Annotated in this window: 14 protein-coding genes and 1 tRNA gene; 11 read left to right on the top strand and 4 right to left on the bottom strand. The window is 75.4% G+C overall.

All coding sequences use genetic code 11. The annotated features are described in order from the left end of the window. Positions 1-234: 234 nt before the first annotated feature. The 11 genes from AAC134_RS11870 (at position 235) to AAC134_RS11820 (ending at position 15,743) form a co-directional block, all read left to right on the top strand. On the top strand, positions 235-1,791 hold the full coding sequence (locus tag AAC134_RS11870; protein ID WP_339949301.1) for an ActS/PrrB/RegB family redox-sensitive histidine kinase: 1,557 nt from the start codon (positions 235-237) through the stop codon (positions 1,789-1,791). 157 nt (positions 1,792-1,948) lie between these two features. Beyond that, positions 1,949-4,441 (top strand): PAS-domain containing protein, encoded by a 2,493-nt coding sequence (locus AAC134_RS11865; protein ID WP_339949300.1) that lies wholly within the window; start codon positions 1,949-1,951, stop codon positions 4,439-4,441. Between the two features lie 330 nt (positions 4,442-4,771). Further along, entirely contained in the window at positions 4,772-5,278 is a 507-nt protein-coding gene (gene tsaE, locus AAC134_RS11860; protein WP_339949299.1) for a tRNA (adenosine(37)-N6)-threonylcarbamoyltransferase complex ATPase subunit type 1 TsaE, read from the top strand. A 92-nt stretch (positions 5,279-5,370) separates the two neighbouring features. Next, positions 5,371-6,426: a phosphotransferase gene (locus tag AAC134_RS11855; protein ID WP_339949298.1), complete on the top strand. Its 1,056-nt coding sequence runs from the start codon at positions 5,371-5,373 to the stop codon at positions 6,424-6,426. After that, a complete protein-coding gene (locus AAC134_RS11850; RefSeq protein WP_339949297.1) occupies positions 6,423-7,139 on the top strand; it encodes a nucleotidyltransferase family protein in 717 nt (238 codons plus the stop codon). The genes AAC134_RS11855 and AAC134_RS11850 overlap by 4 nt, the downstream gene beginning before the upstream one ends. After that, on the top strand, positions 7,136-10,168 hold the full coding sequence (addB, locus tag AAC134_RS11845) for a double-strand break repair protein AddB (protein WP_339949296.1): 3,033 nt from the start codon (positions 7,136-7,138) through the stop codon (positions 10,166-10,168). Before AAC134_RS11850 ends, addB begins: the two co-directional genes overlap by 4 nt. Further along, positions 10,165-13,755 carry a double-strand break repair helicase AddA gene (gene addA / locus AAC134_RS11840; protein ID WP_339949295.1) on the top strand — a complete coding sequence of 1,197 codons (3,591 nt, stop codon included), beginning with the start codon at positions 10,165-10,167 and terminating at the stop codon, positions 13,753-13,755. The genes addB and addA overlap by 4 nt, the downstream gene beginning before the upstream one ends. A 233-nt stretch (positions 13,756-13,988) precedes the next feature. Next, positions 13,989-14,309: a thioredoxin gene (gene trxA / locus AAC134_RS11835; RefSeq protein ID WP_339949294.1), complete on the top strand. Its 321-nt coding sequence runs from the start codon at positions 13,989-13,991 to the stop codon at positions 14,307-14,309. Positions 14,310-14,330: 21 nt separating this feature from the next. After that, positions 14,331-15,206, top strand: coding sequence for an alpha/beta hydrolase (locus tag AAC134_RS11830; RefSeq protein WP_339949293.1), 876 nt, complete (start codon positions 14,331-14,333; stop codon positions 15,204-15,206). Positions 15,207-15,261: 55 nt separating this feature from the next. Further along, complete coding sequence (locus tag AAC134_RS11825) at positions 15,262-15,498, top strand: Lrp/AsnC ligand binding domain-containing protein (protein WP_339949292.1); 237 nt, start codon at positions 15,262-15,264, stop codon at positions 15,496-15,498. A 170-nt stretch (positions 15,499-15,668) separates the two neighbouring features. Next, positions 15,669-15,743, top strand: a tRNA-Val gene (locus AAC134_RS11820). 162 nt (positions 15,744-15,905) lie between these two features. Here the strand turns inward: AAC134_RS11820 and AAC134_RS11815 are convergent. The 4 genes from AAC134_RS11815 to AAC134_RS11800 form a co-directional block, all read right to left on the bottom strand. Continuing rightward, positions 15,906-16,952 (bottom strand): hypothetical protein, encoded by a 1,047-nt coding sequence (locus AAC134_RS11815; RefSeq protein ID WP_339949291.1) that lies wholly within the window; start codon positions 16,950-16,952, stop codon positions 15,906-15,908. 150 nt (positions 16,953-17,102) lie between these two features. Next, the gene (locus AAC134_RS11810; RefSeq protein WP_339949290.1) at positions 17,103-17,471 is read right to left on the bottom strand and encodes a hypothetical protein; all 369 of its coding nucleotides are present in this window, start codon (positions 17,469-17,471) and stop codon (positions 17,103-17,105) included. Positions 17,472-17,541: 70 nt separating this feature from the next. Beyond that, positions 17,542-17,868, bottom strand: coding sequence for a hypothetical protein (locus AAC134_RS11805; RefSeq protein WP_339949289.1), 327 nt, complete (start codon positions 17,866-17,868; stop codon positions 17,542-17,544). A 4-nt stretch (positions 17,869-17,872) separates the two neighbouring features. Further along, entirely contained in the window at positions 17,873-18,766 is an 894-nt protein-coding gene (locus AAC134_RS11800; protein WP_339949288.1) for an SPFH domain-containing protein, read from the bottom strand. Positions 18,767-18,995 lie beyond the last annotated feature (229 nt).

Here is an 18,995-nt window from a genome sequence, read left to right as displayed (position 1 = left end):
GGGCCGGCTGGAGATGACCCCAGGGAATGCCATGCCGAAAGCGCCGAGGCCGCCACCCCGGCGCGCCGGCCTCGCGCGGGAGCCCCGGGGCGCCGGCCTCGCGCGGGAGCGAGGCGCGAGAGAGGCCGAATCCGCCGTGCGGCGGCGCAGGCAGGGTCGCCTCGCCGGCCGCCGCGAGGCCGGGCCCCGCGCCGGCCGCTTCCCTGCCGGGGGGCGGCGAGCTATACGGGAGGCATGGCAGACGGACTTCCCTTCGGCATTCCCGCGCGGGGGCGGGTGGACTGGGTGCGGCTGCGCACCCTGACCTCGCTGCGCTGGCTGGCTGCGCTGGGGCAGGGGGCGGCGGTGCTGTTCGCCGACCTTGTGCTGGAGATGGAGCTGCCGATCGGCGCCTGCTTCGGGGCCATCGCGGCCTCGGTCAGCCTCAATATCGTCGCCGAGGCCGTGCATGCCCCCAACAAGCGCCTCAGCGAGCGGGGGGTGGCGCTGACGCTGCTGTTCGACCTCGCCCAGCTCGGCATGCTGCTGTTCCTGACCGGGGGGCTGACCAACCCGTTCGCGCTGCTGATGCTGGCGCCGGTGATCGTCTCGGCCACCGCGCTGTCGCTGCGCTCGACCCTGGTGCTGGGGCTGTTCGCGGCGGCCGAGATCAGCCTGCTGTCGCTCGCCCATGTGCCGCTGGTCTTCGCCGACGGCTCGTCCGTGGCGCCGCCGCCGCTGATCGTGGTGGGAAGCTGGGTGGCGATGATGACCGGCCTCGCCTTCGTGGCCGGCTACGCCCGCCGGGTGACCGCCGAGATGTGGACGATGACCCAGGCGCTGGGCGCCGCGCAGGAGGCGCTGGGGCGCGAGCAGCGGCTGACCGCGATCGGCGGGCTCGCCGCCGCCGCGGCCCATGAGCTGGGCACGCCGCTCGCCACCATCAAGCTGGTCACCGGCGAACTGGCGCGGGAGCTGCGCGACCAGCCCGAGCTGCATGAGGACGTCGAGCTGATCCGCCAGCAGGCCGAGCGCTGCCGCGAGATCCTGCGCGAGCTCTCGGCCACCGGCAAGGACGACCGGCAGGTGCGCACCGCTCCGATCTATCGTCTGGTCGAGGAGGCCGCGGGCCCCCATCGCGACCGCGGCAAGCGGGTGATCCTGCGCCTGCAGGGCCGCCCCTTGACCGATCCGCCCCCGCCCCAGCCCGAGGCGATGCGCCGGCCCGAGGTGATCCACGGCCTGCGCAACCTCGTGCAGAACGCCGTCGACTTCGCCGAAGCCAGCGTCTGGATCGACATCGACTGGAACGACCGCCAGCTGCGCATCGCGGTGGGCGACGACGGGCCGGGCTTTGGCGGCGACATGCTGGGCCGGCTGGGCGATCCCTTTGTCCGCGCCCGGATGCGCCCGGCCGCGGGCGCGGGCGGACCCTCGGCGCCCGCGACGCCCTCGGCCGCCACGACGAGCGACCGCAAGCCCCGCCCCCCCGCCGGCCCCGCTGCCGATCCCGAGGCCGACGCCTCGCCCGAGGACGCGCGGGCGGGCTACGAGGGGATGGGCCTCGGCCTGTTCATCGCCAAGACCCTGCTCGAGCGCACCGGCGCCCGGGTCAGCTTCGCCAACGGCGGCGATGCCGAGGCCCGCGCCCCCGACGCCCGCGACCCCGAGATCCGCCTGTTCCCCGAGACCGCCCGCGCCCCCGGCGCCGTGGTCGAGGCGGTGTGGCCCCGCGGCGCCCTCGATCTGCCCGAGGGGCGGCCCCGCGGCCCACTGGGCGAGAACGAACCGTTCTCGTTAGGGAGTGTTTGATCTGCGGAGACTTTCGTATAGGTTGAATTGATATAGGGGGCGGCGACCGGCCGCCCGCACGCCCGGGGGATCGCCGGTGCTGGAACTTGTCGAAGTCACGTCCCTTCTGACGGCCGCCTCCGCCGTGGTGGGCAACACGCTCGGGACCGGAGGCGATATGTCCCTCGCGGTTGTCTTCGCCTGCGCGGGGGCGGCCCTCGTCACCCTGATGGCGGTCATCCGTCGCCGACCGCGCCTGCGCGCCGGGACCGAGGGCGCGGGTCTGCGCGCGGGGACCAACGGCGCGGGGCTCCGCGCGGGAACCGACGGCGCGGGTCTGCCCGCGGGGAGCGACGGCGCGAGCCTCCGCGGCGGCGCCTCGTGGCTCTCGCCGATGGCCTCCCGGGGCTCGCCTGCGACGCGGGGCGCGTCCGAGGCGTCCGGGTCCGACCCGGCCGGGGGCGAGGCGCCGCGCAGCCTGTGCTTCCGGATCGAGGGCGACCGGGTGCTGGCCCGCGACCGCGCCGCCCGCAGTTTTCTCTCGGCCGAGGCCGGCCCGCTGCACGCGTTCGTCGCCCGCCTGACCCCGGTGGAGGGGGCCGCGGACCTCGGTCTCGCCCTGCGCGCGCTCGAGGCCGACGGCCGCCCGTTCCGCGCCCTTGCCGACGACCGCGAGGGCCGCTCGTGGGAGCTGGCCGGACGCCCCGAGGCGGGCGAGGCGCGCCTCGCGCTGACCCCCGCGGGCCCCGCGCGGCGGGAGATCGCGCGCCTGCGCGGGATGCTGGCGATGCTCGCCTCCGACCGCGACCAGGCGGCCGAGGCGCTCGAGGCCGCGCCGCTGCTCGCCTGGCGCCGCTCGCCTGCGGGACGCATCGTGTGGGGCAACGCGCTCTACCGCCGGCTGGCCAGCGCGCAGGAGGCCTACGGCACCGACGCGGCCCCGCTGCCCGAGCTGCGCCACGACGGGGGCGACGGCTACGGGGCCCGCCCGCCGGAGGGCCGCCGCTCGGTCTTCGACGCCCGCACCGGGGAGCGGCGCTGGTTCGAGCTGACCGAGCTTCCGGCCGCGGACGGGGGGGCGCTGGGCTACGGCGTCGACGCCGCCTCGGCCGTGCATGCCGAGGGCGCGCTGCGCCGCTTCGTCGAGACCCTGACCGAGACCTTCGCGCATCTGGCCATCGGCCTCGCGATCTTCGACCGCGAGGCGCGGCTGGGCCTGTTCAACCCCGCCTTCGCCTCGCTGATGCGGCTCGATCCGGCGTGGCTGGCGGGGCGGCCCTCGCTGTCGGACGTGCTCGAGAAGCTGCGCGCCAACCGCCGGCTGCCCGATCACGAGAATTTCCAGCTCTGGCGCGCCGAGATGCTGGAGCTGTTCCGCGCCGAGGGCGGCCAGGACCGACCCGAGCGCACCGAGGTCTGGCACCTGCCCGGCGAGCTGCAGATCCGCGTCGTCGCCCGCCCCCATCCCCAGGGCGCAGTGGCCTTCCTGTTCGAGGACGTCTCGGAGACTGCCCGGCTGGAGCGCCGCTTCGCCACCGAGACCGAGATCCGCCGCGCGGTGATGGACCGGCTCGAGGAGGGGGTGGTGGCCTTCGGGCCCGACGGCGCGGCGCGGTTCATGAACCCCGCCTTCGCCGCGATCTGGGCCCCGCGCGACGAGACCGAGGAGGCGCTGGAGCTGCTGCGCTCGGCCGAGAGCGGCGCCGAGCCGCTGCGCCTGGCCCAGACGCTTGCGATGTTCCGCGCGCGCAGCCCCTCGGCCGCGGTCTGGGACCGGCTGGCGGCGTTCTTCGGCGCGCCGGCCGACCGCGCCGCCTGGTCGGACGAGGCGACGCTGACCGACGGTCGCCGGCTGCGGGTGCGGGTGGCCGCGCTGCCCGACGGCTCGGTGCTGGCCGCCTTCACCGACGTCACCGACGCCTCGCGCGCCGAGCGGGCGACGCTGGAGCGCACCGCCGCGCTGGAGGCGGCCGAGGAGATCCGCGGCGCGCTGCTCGAACAGGTGTCGAGCCGGGTGCGCTCGCCGCTGGCGCGGATCCTGGGGCTGGGCCTGGCGCTGCGCGACGAGGCCGAGGACGCCGGCGCCACGCCCGAGGCGCTGGCCCGGATCGACCGCGTGCTCGAGGCCGCCTCCGAGGTGCAGTCGGCGCTGAGCGGGGTGGCGGACCTCGCCTCGGCCCAGGCCGGCGTGCTGTCGCTGACCCCCGAGCGGGTGAATCTGCGCGCGGCGCTGGTCTCGGCGCTGGAGATGGCGCGGCGGCGGGCGGGCGAGCGGGGCGTGATCCTGTCGCTGGAGGCCGCCGCGCCGGCCGGCGCCGTCGAGGAGGTCAGCGGCGACGCGGCCCGGGTGCGCCAGCTGCTGTTCAACCTAGTGACCGACGCGGTGCATCGCGCGGGCCCGGGCGACGAGGTGCGCGCCGGCGCCCTGAGCAAGGGCGGCGAGGTCGAGATCTGGACCGATGCGCCCGACACCGCCGGCGAGGCCGAGGACGCCCGCCTGCGCCGCGGCCTCGCCCACGCGCTGGTCCGCCGCTTCTCGGAACTGCACGGCGGCGACGTCCGCATCGAGCGCCGCGAGGAGGCCGGCGGCCCCAGGCGCCGCGTGACCTGCACCCTCCCCGTCGAGGCCCTGCGCGTCCCCGGCCAGAGACGCGCCTCCGCCGTCGCCTGACCGCGCCGGGCGCGGGTCGAGAAGCCGGCCCAGCCCCGCCGAGGCCGGGCGCCAGGGGGCCTGGTCGACCGTGCCGCGCAAGGGGCAGGGGTCACGCGCCGGGCCGGCCACCGCTCCATCGGCCACGTCGTTTCGGCCCGCCGGGGTGGCGCTCCCCAGCTCATGCGGTCGCCGCGCGTCCGGCCGGGAAGGCGCCGCGGGCTCGACCCGGGCCCCCGCGCCGCCGGTCCCGCCGGGCGCGGCCGGCGTCCTGCCCCCGGGGGCCATTGCTCCGGGACGGCGGGCTTGCGATGATCGCGCGCGACCGCCCCCCGCGCTTCCGGAGTCGCCATGCCCGCGCCCTCGCGATCCGACGCCTCGCCCCTGCTGCGCCGCCTGCTGCCCGACGCCGAGGCGACCGACCGCGTCGGCGCCGCGCTGGGCCTGGCGCTGGCGCCGGGCGACGCGGTGCTGCTCTCGGGGGATCTCGGCGCGGGCAAGTCGGCGCTCGCCCGCGCGGCCATCGCCGCGATCCTGGCGCGCGAGGGCCGGGTCGAGGAGATCCCCTCGCCCTCCTTCACCCTGGTGCAGACCTACGAGAGCGACATCGCGGAGATCTGGCACGCCGACCTGCACCGCCTCGCCGGCCCCGCGGCGATCCCCGAACTGGGCCTCGAGGACGCCTTCGACGAGGCCGTGTGTCTGATCGAGTGGCCCGACCGCCTCGGCCCGCTCGCCCCCGCCCGGCGCCTCGAGATCGCGCTCGCCTTCCCGCCCGGCGACGCCGAGGGGCGGGAGATGCAGGCGCGCGCCACGGGTCCGGGCTGGGCGGCGGCGCTGGCCGCGCTCGACGCCTGAGCCCCCGGAACTTCCCGCCCGATCGCCAGGCTTGACGCGCCCCCGGCGTCGATCCCAGAACACCCTTCCCGCACCCCGACCCGCGAGCGCCCGTGCCCGACACCCCTGCCGCCTCCCCCGCCGTCCCCGATCGCGCGGCCCTGCGCGCGGCCTTCCTGGCCGAGGCCGGCTGGGCCTCGGCCGCGATCGCGCCGCTGGCGGGCGACGCCTCGAACCGGCGCTACGAGCGGATGCGCGCGGGGCCCGGCGGCGCCGGCGCCGTGCTGATGGACGCCCCGCCCGAGAAGGGCGAGGATCTGGTCCCGTTCCTCGGGATCACCGCCGCCCTGCGCGCCCGCGGCTTCTCGGCGCCCGAGATCCTGGCCGCCGATCCCGCCACCGGTTTCGCGGTGATCGAGGATCTGGGCGACGCGCTCTACGCCCGGGTCTGCGCCGCGGAGCCGGCGCTGGAGGCCCCCCTCTACCTCGCCGCCGCCGAACTGCTGGCCGAGCTGCAGGCCGAGCCCGCCCCCGAAGCCGCAGGCGACCATGCCGTCCCCCCCTATGACGCCGCCGCGCTCGAGCGCGAGGCGATGCTGCTGCCCGAATGGTATCTGGCGGGCCTGGGCGAGAGCTCCGCGACGCTGGCCGAGGATTTCCGCGGCCGCGTTCGCGAGGCGATGGCGCCGGTCGAGGGCGCCCGCGCGGCGCTCGCCCTGCGGGACTTCCACGCCGAGAACCTGCTGTGGCTGCCCGAGCGCAAGGGCGCGGCCCGGGTGGGGCTGATCGACTACCAGGACGCGCTGCGCGGGCACGGGGCCTATGATCTCGTCTCCCTGACCGAGGATGCGCGGCGCGACACCTCCCATGCGCTGCGGGCCGCGACCACGGCGCGATACCTGGCGGCCTCGGGGCAGGGGGCCGAGCCGTTCGGAACCGCCGCCGCCCTGCTGGCCGCCCAGCGCAACATGAAGATCGTGGGCATCTTCGCCCGCCTGCGCCTGCGCGACGGCAAGGCCGGCTACCTCGACCTGATCCCGCGGGTCTGGGCGCATCTTGCGCGCGACCTGGAGCACCCCGCGCTGGCCGGGCTGCGCGACTTCGTCTCCGCCCACGTGCCGCCGCCCGAGCCTGCGACGCTCGCCCGCCTGCGGGGAGCGCGCGCATGAGCCCCGCGCGCGCGATGATCATGGCGGCCGGCAGGGGCACGCGCATGGGCGCCCTGACCGCGGTGACGCCCAAGCCGATGCTGCCGGTCGCCGGCCGCCCCCTGATCGACCATGCGCTCGACCGCGCGGCCGAGGGGGGCGCGACCGAGGCGGTGGTCAACCTCCACCACCTTGGCGAGCAGATCCGCGCGCATCTCACGGCCCGCGAGGCCCCCCGCGTGGTGTTCTCCGACGAGACGGAGGCGCTGCTCGACACCGGCGGGGGCGTGCGCAAGGCGCGGCCGCTGCTGGGCGAGGCGCCGGTCTATGTGCTGAACTCGGACGCGATCTGGACCGGGGCGGCGCCGCTGCCGGCGCTGGCCGAGGCCTGGGACGAGGACCGGATGGACGCGCTCCTGCATTTCGTGCGCCGCGAGGACGCCGTGGCCTACACGAGGGCGGGGGATTTCTTCCTGGAGGATCTCCACGCCGGCCTCGGCCGCCCGGTGCGGCGCGGCGCGGCCGAAGGCGCGCCCTACATCTACGCCTCCGCCCAGATCATCCGGCCGGGGGCGTTCGCCGACGGGCCGCCCGGCCCGTTCTCGACCAACCTCGTCTGGGACCGGCTGCTGGCCGCGGGCCGGCTCTTCGCCGTGGTGCACGAGGGCGCCTGGGTCGACGTGGGCACGCCCGAGGGTCTGGCCGCCGCCGAAACCCTGCTGGCCGCGTCATGAGCCTGTTCGCCCCCTCGCCCTCGCCGCGGGTGTTCCATGTCCCCCCGGGGGCTGATTTCTCGGCCGCGCTCGCGCAGGGCCTGCGGGCGCGGCTCGCCGCATCGCCCGGCGGCGAGGCGCCCGAGGCGATCGCGCGGGTGCAGCTCTATCTCAACACGCGGCGCACGGGGCGGGCGGTGACCTCGGCGCTCGAGGCGGGGCGGACGGCGGCCTGGCTGCCGCGGATCTCCTATGTCGGCGAGATGGCCGAGGAGGCGCGCCTCTCGGGCATCCCCGCCGGCTCGGGCCCCCTGCGACGCACGCTCGCGCTGATGCGGCTGACCGAGGCGTTCCTCGCCGCCAATCCGGAGTTCGGCGATCCCGTCGCCGCCCCCGCGCTCGCGATGTCGCTGCGCGGCCTGCTGGATGAACTGCAAGCGGCGGGGCGCGAGGCGCAGGACCTGCAGGCGCTGGACCTCGAGCAGCACGCCCGCCACTGGGACCTGACCGCCCGGTTTCTCGCCATCGCGGCCGAGCACTGGCCCGCCTGGGTGCAGGCCAATGACGACGGCGCCCCCGATCCCGAGACCCGCCGGCGCCTTGCCGTGGCGGCGCTCGCCGCCGACTGGGCCGAGGCCCCCCCGGCCCATCCGGTGATCGCCGCGGGCTCCACCGCCTCGACCCCGGCGACGGCCGAGCTTCTGGCCGCCGTCGCCCGCCTGCCCGACGGGGCGGTGGTGCTGCCCGGCTGGGACCCCGAGATGCCCCGCGACGTGTGGGATGAGCTGGTCGGCGAGGCCCCGCGCCCCGAACATCCCCACCATTTCCAGGCCCGTTTCGTCGCCTCGCTGGGGCTCGAGCCGCAGGACGTGGCGCCGTGGGGCGAGGCGCAGCCGCCCTCGCGCCCCCGCCTGCGCCTGCTGACCCAGGCGCTGCGCCCGGCGCCGGTGACCGACCACTGGCTCGACGCGCTGGAGGAACTGGCCGCCGAGGCGCCCACGGCGACCGAGAACCTCGCGTTGCTGGAAGCCGAGACGCCCCGCGACGAGGCCGCCGCCATCGCCGGCGCCCTGATGGCCGAGGCCGCGGCGGGCGGCGTGGCCGCACTGGTCACCCCCGACCAGGTGCTCGCGCGCCGGGTGAAGGCCGAGCTTGGCCGCTGGGGGATCGAGCCCGACGACAGCGCCGGCCGTCCGCTGGGCCTGACCCCGCCGGGCATCCTCCTGGGTCTGGCTGCCGGCCGGATCGGCCGCCCGATGACCGCCGAGGCGCTGGCCGCCCTCCTGCGCCACCCGCTGACCTGCGCGCCCGCGCGCCGCGCCCACCTGCGCTGCCTGGGGTTCCTGACCCGCGAGGCGCTGCGCGGCGGCGCGCGCGAGATTGACTGGGATCGGATGACCGCGCGGCTCGACGCGCGCCGCTCCGACCCGCTCCGCCCCGCGAAGGCGCCCGAGGGCTTCGACGCCTGGCTTGCCTGGCTGCGCGCCCTGCTGGCGCCGCTCGCCGAGCCGCCCTCCGGCGCGGCCGCCTGCGTCGCCCTGCACCGCGCCGCCGCCGAGGCGCTGAGCCTGGGGCCGGAGCATTTCCCCCCCGAGGACCCGGACCGCGACCCGGCCGAGGGCCCGCCCCTGTGGCTCGACGCCGACGGCGCCGACGCCCGCCGCTTTGTCGACGAGCTGGCCGAGGCCGCCCCCGCCCATGGCGAGGCGCTGATCCCCGCCGCCTACGGCGCGCTCTGGACCGCCCTGATCCGATCCCGCCAGTCGCGCCCGCGCCCCGAGCGGGTGACCGAGCGGATCCGCATCCTCGGCGCGCTCGAGGCGCGGGCCGAGACGCTGGACCTGACCATCCTGGGCGGGTTGAACGAGGGCGCCTGGCCCGGCCACCCCGCCCCCGACCCCTGGCTGAACCGGGGCCTGCGCGAGCAGCTGGGCCTCGCCTCGCCCGAACGGCGGATCGGGCTGGCGGCGCACGACTTCCTGATGGCCGCGAACGCGCCGCGGGCGGTGCTCAGCCGGGCCAGGCGCGACGACGGGGGGCCCACGAACCCGGCGCGCTGGCTGGTGCGGTTGCAGAACCTGCTGGAGGGGGCCAGTGCGGACTCGCTGGCGGGGATGCGGGCGCGGGGCCGGGCGCTGCTGCGCGCCGCCGATGGGCTGGACGCGGGCCCCCCCGTGGCGCCCGAGCCGCGCCCGGCCCCGACCCCGCGGGTCGAGGCGCGGCCCCGCCGCCTCTCGGTCACCGCGGTCGAGACGCTGGTGCGCGATCCCTTCGCGATCTACGCCCGCCACGTCCTGCGCCTGAAGAAGCTCGAGCCGCTGGGCCGCGCCCCCGACGCCCGCGACATGGGCGTGGCCCTGCACGCGGTGATGGAGGCGTTTGCGCGCGATATCGCCCCGCTGCCCTCCACCGCGCCGGCCTCCGAGCTTCGCGCGGCCCTTCTGGCGGCCGCCGCCCGGGAGCTGCCCGACCACGTCCCCTGGCCCGCGCAGCGCCGCCTCTGGCTGAGCCGGATCGCGCGGGCCGCCGACTGGATCGCCACCGGCGAGGCCGGCCGCCGCGCCCGCGGCGAGGTCGCGGCCCTCGAGGCGCGGGGCGAGCGGTTGCTGGCGGGGCCGGCGGGGGAATTCACCCTCTCGGCCATGGCCGACCGCATCGACCGGCAGGGCGCCGGGGGGCTCGCGATCTACGACTACAAGAGCGGCATGCCCCCTTCCGAGAAGCAGATCGGCGTCTACAACGTGCAGCTCCAGCTCGAGGCCGCGATCGCCGAGGCGGGCGGGTTCGAGGGGGTCGAGGCGGCCTCGGTCACCCACCTGGAATACGTGGGGCTCTCGGGGACAGGCGCGGGGGGGACCAGCCGGGTGGTGGACCTCGTCAAGCGCTCGGCCGGGGACGCCTGGGGGGAGCTGGCCGAGCTGGTGACCCGCTACGACGACCCCGCCCAGGGCTATCGCAGCCGGGAGCGGCTGCCGCGAGAGGAGTTCGTCGGCGACTATGACCAGCTCGCCCGCCATGGCGAGTGGACCGGCTCGGAGGACGGGGAATGAGCGCGCCGCACGACGCCCCGCACGACGTCCCGCATGAGGCCCCCCATGAGGCCACGCTCGCGCAGGTGCGGGCCTCGGCGCCCGGGGCCTCGGCCTGGGTGGCGGCGAACGCGGGGTCGGGCAAGACCTCGGTGCTGACCCGGCGGGTGGCGCGGCTGCTGCTGGATGGGTGCAAGCCCGAGAAGATCCTCTGCCTGACCTACACCCGCGCCGCCGCCGCCGAGATGCAGGCTCGCCTGTTCGCCCTGCTGGGCGAGTGGTCGCTGCAGGACGACGCGCGGCTTTCCGCGACCCTGCGCGACCTCGGCTTGCCCGGAGCGCCCGAGCGCGCCGACCTCCGCCGCGCCCGAAAACTGTTCGCCGAGGCGCTGGAGACGCCGGGCGGGCTGAAGATCCAGACCATCCACGCCTTCTGCGCCTCGCTCCTGCGTCGCTTCCCGCTGGAGTCGGGCGCCCCTCCGGGGTTCAAGGAGCTCGACGACGCCGCCCGCGCCGGGATGCTCGACGAGATCCGCGACCGGCTGGCGAGCGAGGCCGAGGCGGCGGGCGCCGGCGCCCCCTTCGACGCCGCCGCCGACCGCCTCTCCGAGCAGGGGATGGAGAGCCTGACCGCCGCCATCCTCGGCGCCCGCGACCTGTTCCCCGACGACCCCGAGCCGCTGCTGCGCGCGGCCTTCGACATCTCGCCCGCCGCGAGCTGGCAGGCGGCGGCCGAGCGCGAGGTCTCGGGGATGGAGGCCGACGACCTCGGCCGGCTGCTCGAGGTGATGGCCAGGGGCAAGAGCACCGACGCGAAATTCGCCGACGAGCTGCGCCCCGCCTGGCAGGCGCTCGAGGCCGGCGACGCCCTGGCCGCCGCCCTCGGGGTCGAGACCGCGATGCACACCAAGGGGGGCGAGCCGCGCAAGCTCTCGCGCCTGCCCACCAAGGCGGTGGCCGAGGCGCACCCCTGGACGACCGAGCTGCTGGAACAGCTCTCGGACCAGGCGCAGGAGCTGCGCGCGATGCGGCTGGCCCATGCGGGCTTCGACAAGGCCATGGACCTGCACCGCTATGCCCGCGCGGTGATGACGATGTATGCGGCCGAAAAGGCCCGCGCCGGGGCCATCGACTTCGACGACCTGATCCGGGCGGCCGGCGCGCTGCTGACCACGTCCGAGACCGCGGCCTGGGCGCTGTGGAAACTGGACGGCGGCCTCGATCACATCCTGATCGACGAGGCGCAGGACACCTCGCCCCCGCAATGGGCCCTGGTGCGCGCCATCGCCGAGGAGTTCCTGGCCGGGCAGGGCGCGAAGGACCGCCCCCGCACCGTCTTCGCGGTCGGCGACGAGAAACAGTCGATCTATTCCTTCCAGGGCGCCGCGCCGCGCGAGTTCGGCCGGATGCGCGCGCACTTCCGCGAGTTTCTCGCCGCGGCCGCCGCCGCGGGGGAGGGGACGGCGCTGCAGGAGAGCTCGCTCGACTTCTCGTTCCGCTCGGCCCCCTCGATCCTGCGGCTGGTGGATGCGGCCTTCGAGAGCGCGGCCGCCGCCCTGACCGCCGAGGCCGAGACCCCGCGCCACCGCGCCTTCCATGCCGCGGCGCCCGGCCGGATCGACCTGTGGCCCCTGTTCGAGACGCCCGAGAAGGCCGAGCCCCCCGCCTGGCATCTGCCGGTCGACGCGCTGCCCGCCCGCGCCCCGGTGCTGCGGCTGGCCGATGCGGTGGCCGCCCATGTCGAGGAGCAGATCCAGACCGCCGCGATCCCCGATCCCAAGGCCGAGGGCGGCTGGCGGCGGATGCGCGCGGGCGACGTGATCGTGCTGCTGCGCCGGCGGGGCACGCTGGCCGGCGCGCTGGTCGACCGTCTGAAACAGCGCGGCGTGGCGGTGGCCGGCGCCGACCGGCTGCGCCTGACCGCCTCGCTGGCGGTGCGGGACCTGCTGTCGCTGATGCGCGTGGCGCTGGACCCCGACGACGACCTCTCGACGGCCGAGGTCCTGCGCTCGCCGCTGGGCGGGGTCTCGGCGCAGGCGCTCGAGGGGCTGGCGCTGGGGCGGGGGCGAAGCTCGCTCTATCACGCGGTGCGCGGGGCCGAGGCGGCCCATCCGCTCGCCGCGGCGCTGCTCTCGGACGTGGTCGGGGCGGCGGATTACGAGCGTCCGCACGAACTGTTGCAGCGCGCCCTCGTCGGCCATGGCGGCCGCGCCCGCATCCGCGCCCGCCTGAACCCGGAGGAGGAGGACGCGGTCGACGAACTCCTGGCTCGCGCGCTGGCCTACGAGGCGACCGAGACGCCGACCCTGCCGGGGTTCCTCGCCTTCATGGAAGCCTCCGAGGACCTGACCCTGAAGCGGGAGATGGACGGCGCAGGCGATGCGGTGCGGGTGATGACGGTGCATGCGGCCAAGGGGCTGGAGGCGCCCTTCGTGATCCTGGCCGACGCGGGACCCACGAAATCTCCGCCCGGTTCGGACGTGCTGGCCCATCCCTGCGACCCGCCGGTGGCGCTGTGGGCCTCGCCGAAGGCCGAGGAGGCGCCGGCGATGACCGCGGCCAAGGAGGCGCGGGCCGAGCGGGAGGCCGACGAGTCCCTGCGCCTGCTCTACGTGGCGCTGACCCGCGCGAGATCCCGCCTTCTGGTCTGCGGGACGCTGGGGGCGAAGGCGGATCCCGAGGGCAGCTGGCACGCCCGCGTCGCCGAGGCGCTGGAGGCCTGCGACGCGGCCGAGATCGCCGCGCCCGACTGCCTGGACGCGGAGCCCTTCGACCATGTCCTGAGCCTGTCCGAGGGCTGGACCCCGCCTGCGATGACCGGCCCCGCGGCGGCCCCGACCCCCGATGCGAGCCCCGACGCGCCCCCTGCCGGGGGGCCCTTCCGCCTCGCCCCCGACGCCTCCGAGCGCCCGCTCCCCACGCCGCGACCGCGGCGGCGGGTGGCGGCGAGCGCGCTCGATCGCGAGGGGGAGGCGGCGGCCCCGGCCGCACACGCCCCCCCGCCCCATGCCCCCACGCCTCCCGCTGCCGCGCTCCATGACCGCGAGACGGCGCGCCGGCGCGGCGACGCGATCCACATGCTGCTCGAAGTGCTGCCCCCTCTGCCTGAGGCGCTGCGGGAGACGCGGGCGCAGGCGCTGCTCGCGACCGCCCACCCCGAGCTGTCGGAGGCGGTGCGGGCGGGGTGCGTGGCCGAGGCGCTGGCCGCCCTCGCCCACCCCGACGCGGCGCCCTGGCTGACCCCTCAGGCGCTGGCCGAGGCGAGCCTGAGCGCCGAGCTGCCCGGCGGCTTGCGGCTGGTGGGACGGGTCGACCGGCTGGCGGTCTCTCCTGGGCGGGTGCGGCTGCTGGACTGGAAGACCGGCCCTAGGCCCGAGGCGACGCCCGAGGCCTACCTGCGCCAGATGGCGGCCTATCGTCATGCGCTGAGCCAGCTCCACCCCGGCGCGGAGATCGAGGCGGCGCTGTTCTGGACCGGGGCGGGGCGGCTCGACGTGCTCGCCCCCGCGGCGCTCGAGGCCGCGCTCGACCGCCTGGCCGCCGATCCCAGGGCCGATCGGCTGGCCGAGCCCGCCGATCCGCCCAACCCCGCCGCCGAGCCGGTCTGAGGGCGGGGGAGCCCTCCGGCGCCGCGCGCAGGGTGCGGGCGCGCGGCGGGCTTCCGCCACGTCCCTCCGGCGGCGCCGGCGGTCCGGTCCGGGGGCCGTGGCGCCGCAGAGACCCCATATCTGCGCCCTGGCGCCCCGGCGCACGCGCGATCTTGACCCGTCCGCCCCGCCTACCTAGCTTCTTGGCTCCCGGCGCCGGACTTCCGGACGCCGCCGAATTCAGGAGAGCGACCATGGGCACGACCCCCGTGACCGACGCCACCTTCGAGAACGACGTGATCGGGTCCGACACCCCCGTCGTGGTGGACTTCTGGGCCGAGTGGTGCGGCCCCTGCAAGCAGATCGGCCCCTCGCTGGAGGAGCTGGCCGGCGAGCTCGACGGCAAGGTCAAGATCGTCAAGCTGAACGTCGACGAGAACCCCAACGCCGCCTCGCGCTACGGCGTGCGCGGCATCCCCACGCTGCTGGTCTTCAAGGACGGGGCCGTCGCCTCGTCGAAGGTCGGCGCGGCGCCCAAGTCGGCGCTCAAGCAGTGGATCGAAGGCGCCATCTGACGCCGGCGGGAGGGCCGTCCCATGCTGGGCTTCCGGCCCTCCCTCCCCCCGCCCGAGCGGCCGCTCGACCGCCCGAGCCTCTCGGACTGGACCGAGGCCTACGACAACGGCGGCCACATCCCCGAGGCCGCCTCCTATCTCGAGCGCTGGCCCGCGGACGCGCAGGCGTTCCGCGAGGCGATGGGCCCGCGGGCGAAGCTCGACCTTCCCTATCCCGGCGGCCTGAACGACTCGGCGCGCGAGCGGCTGGACCTGTTCCTGCCCGAGGGCGAGCCGAAGGGCGTGGCCGTGTTCGTCCACGGCGGATACTGGCTGCGCTTCGGGCGCGAGACCTGGTCGCATCTGGCCGCCGGCGCCGTGGCGCGGGGTTGGGCCGTGGCCGTCCCTTCCTACACGCTGGCGCCGCGCGCGCGGATCGCCTCGATCGTGCCGCAGGTCGCGCGCGCGGTGGAGGAGGCCGCGCGGCTGGTCGCGGGCCCCGTTGCGCTGGCCGGGCATTCGGCGGGCGGGCACCTGGTCTCGCGGCTGGGGTGCGTGGGCTCTCCGCTGTCGCCCGAGGCGGCCTCGCGGGTGGCGCGCATCGTCTCGATCTCGGGGCTGCACGACCTTCGGCCGCTGCGTTTCACCGCCATGAACGAGGGGCTGCAGCTCGACGCCGAGGAGGCCGCGGCCGAGAGCGCGGCGCTCCATGAGCCGGCCCCCGGCGTGCGGCTCGCCGCGTGGGTGGGCGAGGACGAGCGGCCCGAGTTCCTGCGCCAGTCGCTGCTGATCGCGGCGATGTGGGGCGGGCTCGCCGAGACCCGGCTGGTCGTCGACCCCGGCCGGCATCACTTCGACGTGGTCGCGCCGCTGGCCGAGGCCGACAGCCCCCTGACGCGGACGCTCATCGACTGGTAAGGCGGGCGGAGCGCGCGCTCGAAACGCCCGCCCCGAAAACCCGGAGGATCCCCCGATGCAGTGCTTCTTCGTGCAGCTGAAAACGAAGCTGGGCCGCGCCTACGACGTCGCCGACGCGCTGGCGCGGCGCGAGCTCGCCTCGGAGGTCTACTCCACCTCCGGCGAATACGATCTGCTGGCCAAGTTCTACGTCGAGGACGAGGTCGACGTGGGGCATTTCGTGAACCAGAACCTGCACGACATCGACGGGATCGAGCGGACCTACACCACCCTGACCTTCAAGGCGTTCTGAGGCCGGACAGGGCCGCGCCCGTCCCTGTCCGGGCGTCGTCGCGCGGGCGGGGCGCAGGCGTCGGACAGGCCTCGGCGACGCATCGGGGCCGGGGGCGGCCTTCCCGCGGAATTCCCGGGCGCGAGGCGTTGACACCCCCCTCCGCGGGAGATAATCACCCGCCTCGTGACGGGCGCGTAGCTCAGTGGGAGAGCACTACGTTGACATCGTAGGGGTCGCTGGTTCAATCCCAGCCGCGCCCACCATCACCTCTCCGGCCCCCACGCCGGAACGCAGAAACGCCCGCCGACCGGCGGGCGTTTTCGCGTTCGGGGACGGGGCCGTCGAACCCCGCCGCCAGGGGCCTTCGCAAGCCTCGCACGGAGGAGCCGGAGCGGCGCCCTCGGGGGGGCGTCCGGTTCCCGGGGTCAGGCGAAGAGGAAGTCGCGGCCGCAGAAATCGTCCTTGTCGGCATCCTCGAGGATGATCGCGCCGCCCTCGTACTTGAACTGCACGTCGTCGCCCTTCTGGCGAATCTTGAGATCGGAGAAGCCGCTCGCGCCGCTCTGGAACACGATCTTGTCCTTGCCGCCGCCGCCCGAGATCGTGTCCCCCTTCAGGCCGCCGTCGATCTCGTCCTTACCGCCGCCGCCGTTCAGCTCGTCGAACCTGATGCTGCCAGTCAGCGAGTCCCTGCGCTTGCCGCCGAACAGCGAGACGCCGGCCGAGCTGGCCAGTCGGTCGTTCCCGCTCAGGCCCAGCAGGCCCGGCGGGGCGTCGTCGAACAACAGGTCGATCTCGTCGTCGCCGGACGCGCCGATGGCGACCAGCTCCACCGCCTCGGCGTCGTCCCGCAGCTCGCCCAGCGCCGTCTCGCCCGACGCGCCGCCGACGGACTGGCCGGGGAAGCTGAACGAGTCCTCGCCGATGCCGAACTGCGAGGGCAGGATCTCGCCGCCGAGCTTCAGGACGCCGACCCCTCCGGCGTCGCCGTCTCCGCCGTTCTGTCCGTTCCCGCCCCTTGCCGCGCCGGTGAAGCCGGATTCGAGGATCTGCAGGGTTCCCTCGACCATCAGGATGCCCGCGACGGCGTCGCCGCCCTGCTCGCCGGCCGCTTCGTCGCCCAGGCCGACGCCGTCCTGAAAGAGCACCGAGGCGATCGAGACGCGGACGCCATCCTCGACGAAGAACTGCCGCGAGTGGGCGGCGACCACGACGCCGTTCCGGTCGCTGTCGCCCGCGATGACGATGTCGGGCGCATCGTCCCCGTCGATGTCGCCGTCAAGGACGATGCGCGCGTCGCTGTCGACGACCAACTGGGACTGAAGGAACAGGGTCTGCCCGCTGAGGCTTGCGTCGAAGGTGATCGAGAGCGTGTCGTCCGCGGTCAGCGCGGCGGCCGAGTCGAGGGCGGCGCGCAGGCTGCCCTCGCCCGAATCGTCCATGGTCTCGACGGTGATTGCCAGAAACGCCATGATCTGAATGTCCCGAAGTCGGCGGAGCGGCGCGGCCGCTCCGGTCCTGAATTCCGGGGAGAGGCTCACCGTCTCCCACCCACACGCGGGCAGGGCAACAAGCTGACGCAGGGGTAAATTAATATTTGTATAATTGAATTCTATCCTGCGTTAAGGCCTCGCGGATCGCGCGCATCCGTCCTCAGGTCTTGCAGGTCCCGCACTCCCGCCAGGCGCCGTCGGGCCCGGGCTGCGGGCGCCGGCAGGTCCAGCACAGGGCGCGAGCTCGGGGCCTAGGTCGGCGCCCTCGCGCGCCTTGGTGACCGGAGGCGCCAGGAAGAAGCCGGGCGGCGGGGTCGGCCGGCAGTTGGCCGCCACGCAGGCCTCGACATGGGCGAAACGCTCGGCGTCGTGGCCTTCCTCGAGGCAGGCGCCGATGGTCCATCGGTCCATCGGGCGGCCGCGGGCGTCGTGGAAGGCATGGGCGCAGATGCCCGCCTCGAACCCCACGCCCATGATGCCGTAGCCAGACCAGCGCATCCGGCGGTGGTCGAGGGCGGTCTCGGAATAGCGGAACGGGCGGTGGCGCCGGCGCAGGCCGGGAGGCGCGTCAGAGGCTGTTCCTGAACTCGTTCACGTCGTCGTCGGGATCGTCGGGCCCGCGGGAGCGGCCGCGCCAGAAGCGCCAGATCAGCGCCAGCGCCAGGCCCGAGAACAGCATCCACGTCAGCAGCAGCGCCAGCAGCCCGCCGATCCCCGCGGGCGCGGGCAGCACCAGGCCGAGGCCGACGTTCCACACGATCAGCCCCAGCGCCATGGCGAAGGCCCCGAAGGAGAAGCTGAGCAGCACGTAGCCCGAGACCAGAAGCTCGGCCAGCAGCAGCGCCAGGCCGATCCCCAGCCAGATCCACGGGTCGCTCAGCCACAGGGCCAGCATCGGCTCAGTCCTTCGCCAGGATGGTGGCCGCGCGGGTGAAGCCGTCGGTGGCGTCGCCCGGCAGCACGATGATCTTCGAGTTCGAGGAGGCGGCGAGCTTCTGGAACGCCTCGATCTGGCGCTCGGCGATCTGGAAGCGGGCGGCGGCCTCGCCGCCCTCGGCCATGCCGTCGCGGATCAGGCGGTTGGACTCGGCCGTGGCGTTGGCGGTGACCATCAGCGCCTCGGCCTCCTTCTGCTGCTTGTAGAGGGTGGCGTCGGCGGCAAGCTCGACCGCGCGCTTCTCGCCCTCGGCGCGCAGGATCGCGGCGCGGCGCATGCGCTCGGCCTCCAGCACCTCGGCCATGGCGCGCTGGGTCTCGGGCTTGAGCTCGACGTCGGTGATCTCGGCCCGCGAGATGTTGATGCCGTAGTCGTCGGCCGCGGCCTCGAGCGCCTGGCGGATCTCGACGTTGAGGCTGTCGCGCTCCTGCTGGATGGCGTCGAGCTCGACCTTGCCGATCTCGGAGCGCACAAGGCTCTTGATCAGGCCGATCACCAGCTCGGAGACGTCCGAGACGCGGAACACGGCGTATTCGGATTTCACCACCCGGTAGACGCAGAGCAGCTCGATCGAGAACACCACGTTGTCGCGCGAGACGACGTCGAGCCGCACGTCGTTGACCACCTGGTCGGCGATCGAGATCTTGGAATGGACCTGGTCGAGATAGGGCACGATCAGGTTCACGCCCGCAGCCAGCGTGCGGTGGTACTTGCCCAGGCGCGTGACCACGTACTGTTCGGACTGGGGCACGATGCGCACCCCCAGGATCAGGGTGATCGCGAGGAACACGATCACGACGACCAGCACCACGGAGCTGGAGTCGAACATCGACAGGAAGGTCATCGGATCGTCCATCGGCGCGCGGGCCTCCGCTTTCTGGGTTCGCCCGTCCATATGGACCGCCGCGGCGGCGCGCGCAACGCAGGGGGGCGGCGCGCCCGGACCGGCGCGGCGGGGCGCCCCGGATCGGCGGCGTCCCGCGGCCCTCCCGTGCCGGGCCTCCGCGGCCCCTGCCAGGGACGTGCGTCGAGCCCGCCGGCGCGCCGCCCTCGACCCGCGCCCGCCGGCGCGCCGCCCTTGACCC

The organism is uncultured Albimonas sp. (assembly GCF_963977235.1).
GTDB lineage: Bacteria > Pseudomonadota > Alphaproteobacteria > Rhodobacterales > Rhodobacteraceae > Albimonas.
This window is presented reverse-complemented; position numbering and strand designations above follow the sequence as displayed.

Excerpts from the sequence above, each read along its gene's own strand:
- AAC134_RS11870 (WP_339949301.1), top strand. The coding sequence starts at position 235 with ATGGCAGACGGACTTCCCTTCGGCATTCCCGCGCGGGGGCGGGTGGAC.
- AAC134_RS11865 (WP_339949300.1), top strand. The coding sequence starts at position 1,949 with ATGTCCCTCGCGGTTGTCTTCGCCTGCGCGGGGGCGGCCCTCGTCACC.
- tsaE (WP_339949299.1), top strand. The coding sequence starts at position 4,772 with ATGCCCGCGCCCTCGCGATCCGACGCCTCGCCCCTGCTGCGCCGCCTG.
- AAC134_RS11850 (WP_339949297.1), top strand. The coding sequence starts at position 6,423 with ATGAGCCCCGCGCGCGCGATGATCATGGCGGCCGGCAGGGGCACGCGC.
- addB (WP_339949296.1), top strand. The coding sequence starts at position 7,136 with ATGAGCCTGTTCGCCCCCTCGCCCTCGCCGCGGGTGTTCCATGTCCCC.
- addA (WP_339949295.1), top strand. The coding sequence starts at position 10,165 with ATGAGCGCGCCGCACGACGCCCCGCACGACGTCCCGCATGAGGCCCCC.
- trxA (WP_339949294.1), top strand. The coding sequence starts at position 13,989 with ATGGGCACGACCCCCGTGACCGACGCCACCTTCGAGAACGACGTGATC.
- AAC134_RS11830 (WP_339949293.1), top strand. The coding sequence starts at position 14,331 with ATGCTGGGCTTCCGGCCCTCCCTCCCCCCGCCCGAGCGGCCGCTCGAC.
- AAC134_RS11825 (WP_339949292.1), top strand. The coding sequence starts at position 15,262 with ATGCAGTGCTTCTTCGTGCAGCTGAAAACGAAGCTGGGCCGCGCCTAC.
- AAC134_RS11815 (WP_339949291.1), bottom strand. The coding sequence starts at position 16,952 with ATGGCGTTTCTGGCAATCACCGTCGAGACCATGGACGATTCGGGCGAG.
- AAC134_RS11810 (WP_339949290.1), bottom strand. The coding sequence starts at position 17,471 with ATGCGCTGGTCTGGCTACGGCATCATGGGCGTGGGGTTCGAGGCGGGC.
- AAC134_RS11805 (WP_339949289.1), bottom strand. The coding sequence starts at position 17,868 with ATGCTGGCCCTGTGGCTGAGCGACCCGTGGATCTGGCTGGGGATCGGC.
- AAC134_RS11800 (WP_339949288.1), bottom strand. The coding sequence starts at position 18,766 with ATGGACGATCCGATGACCTTCCTGTCGATGTTCGACTCCAGCTCCGTG.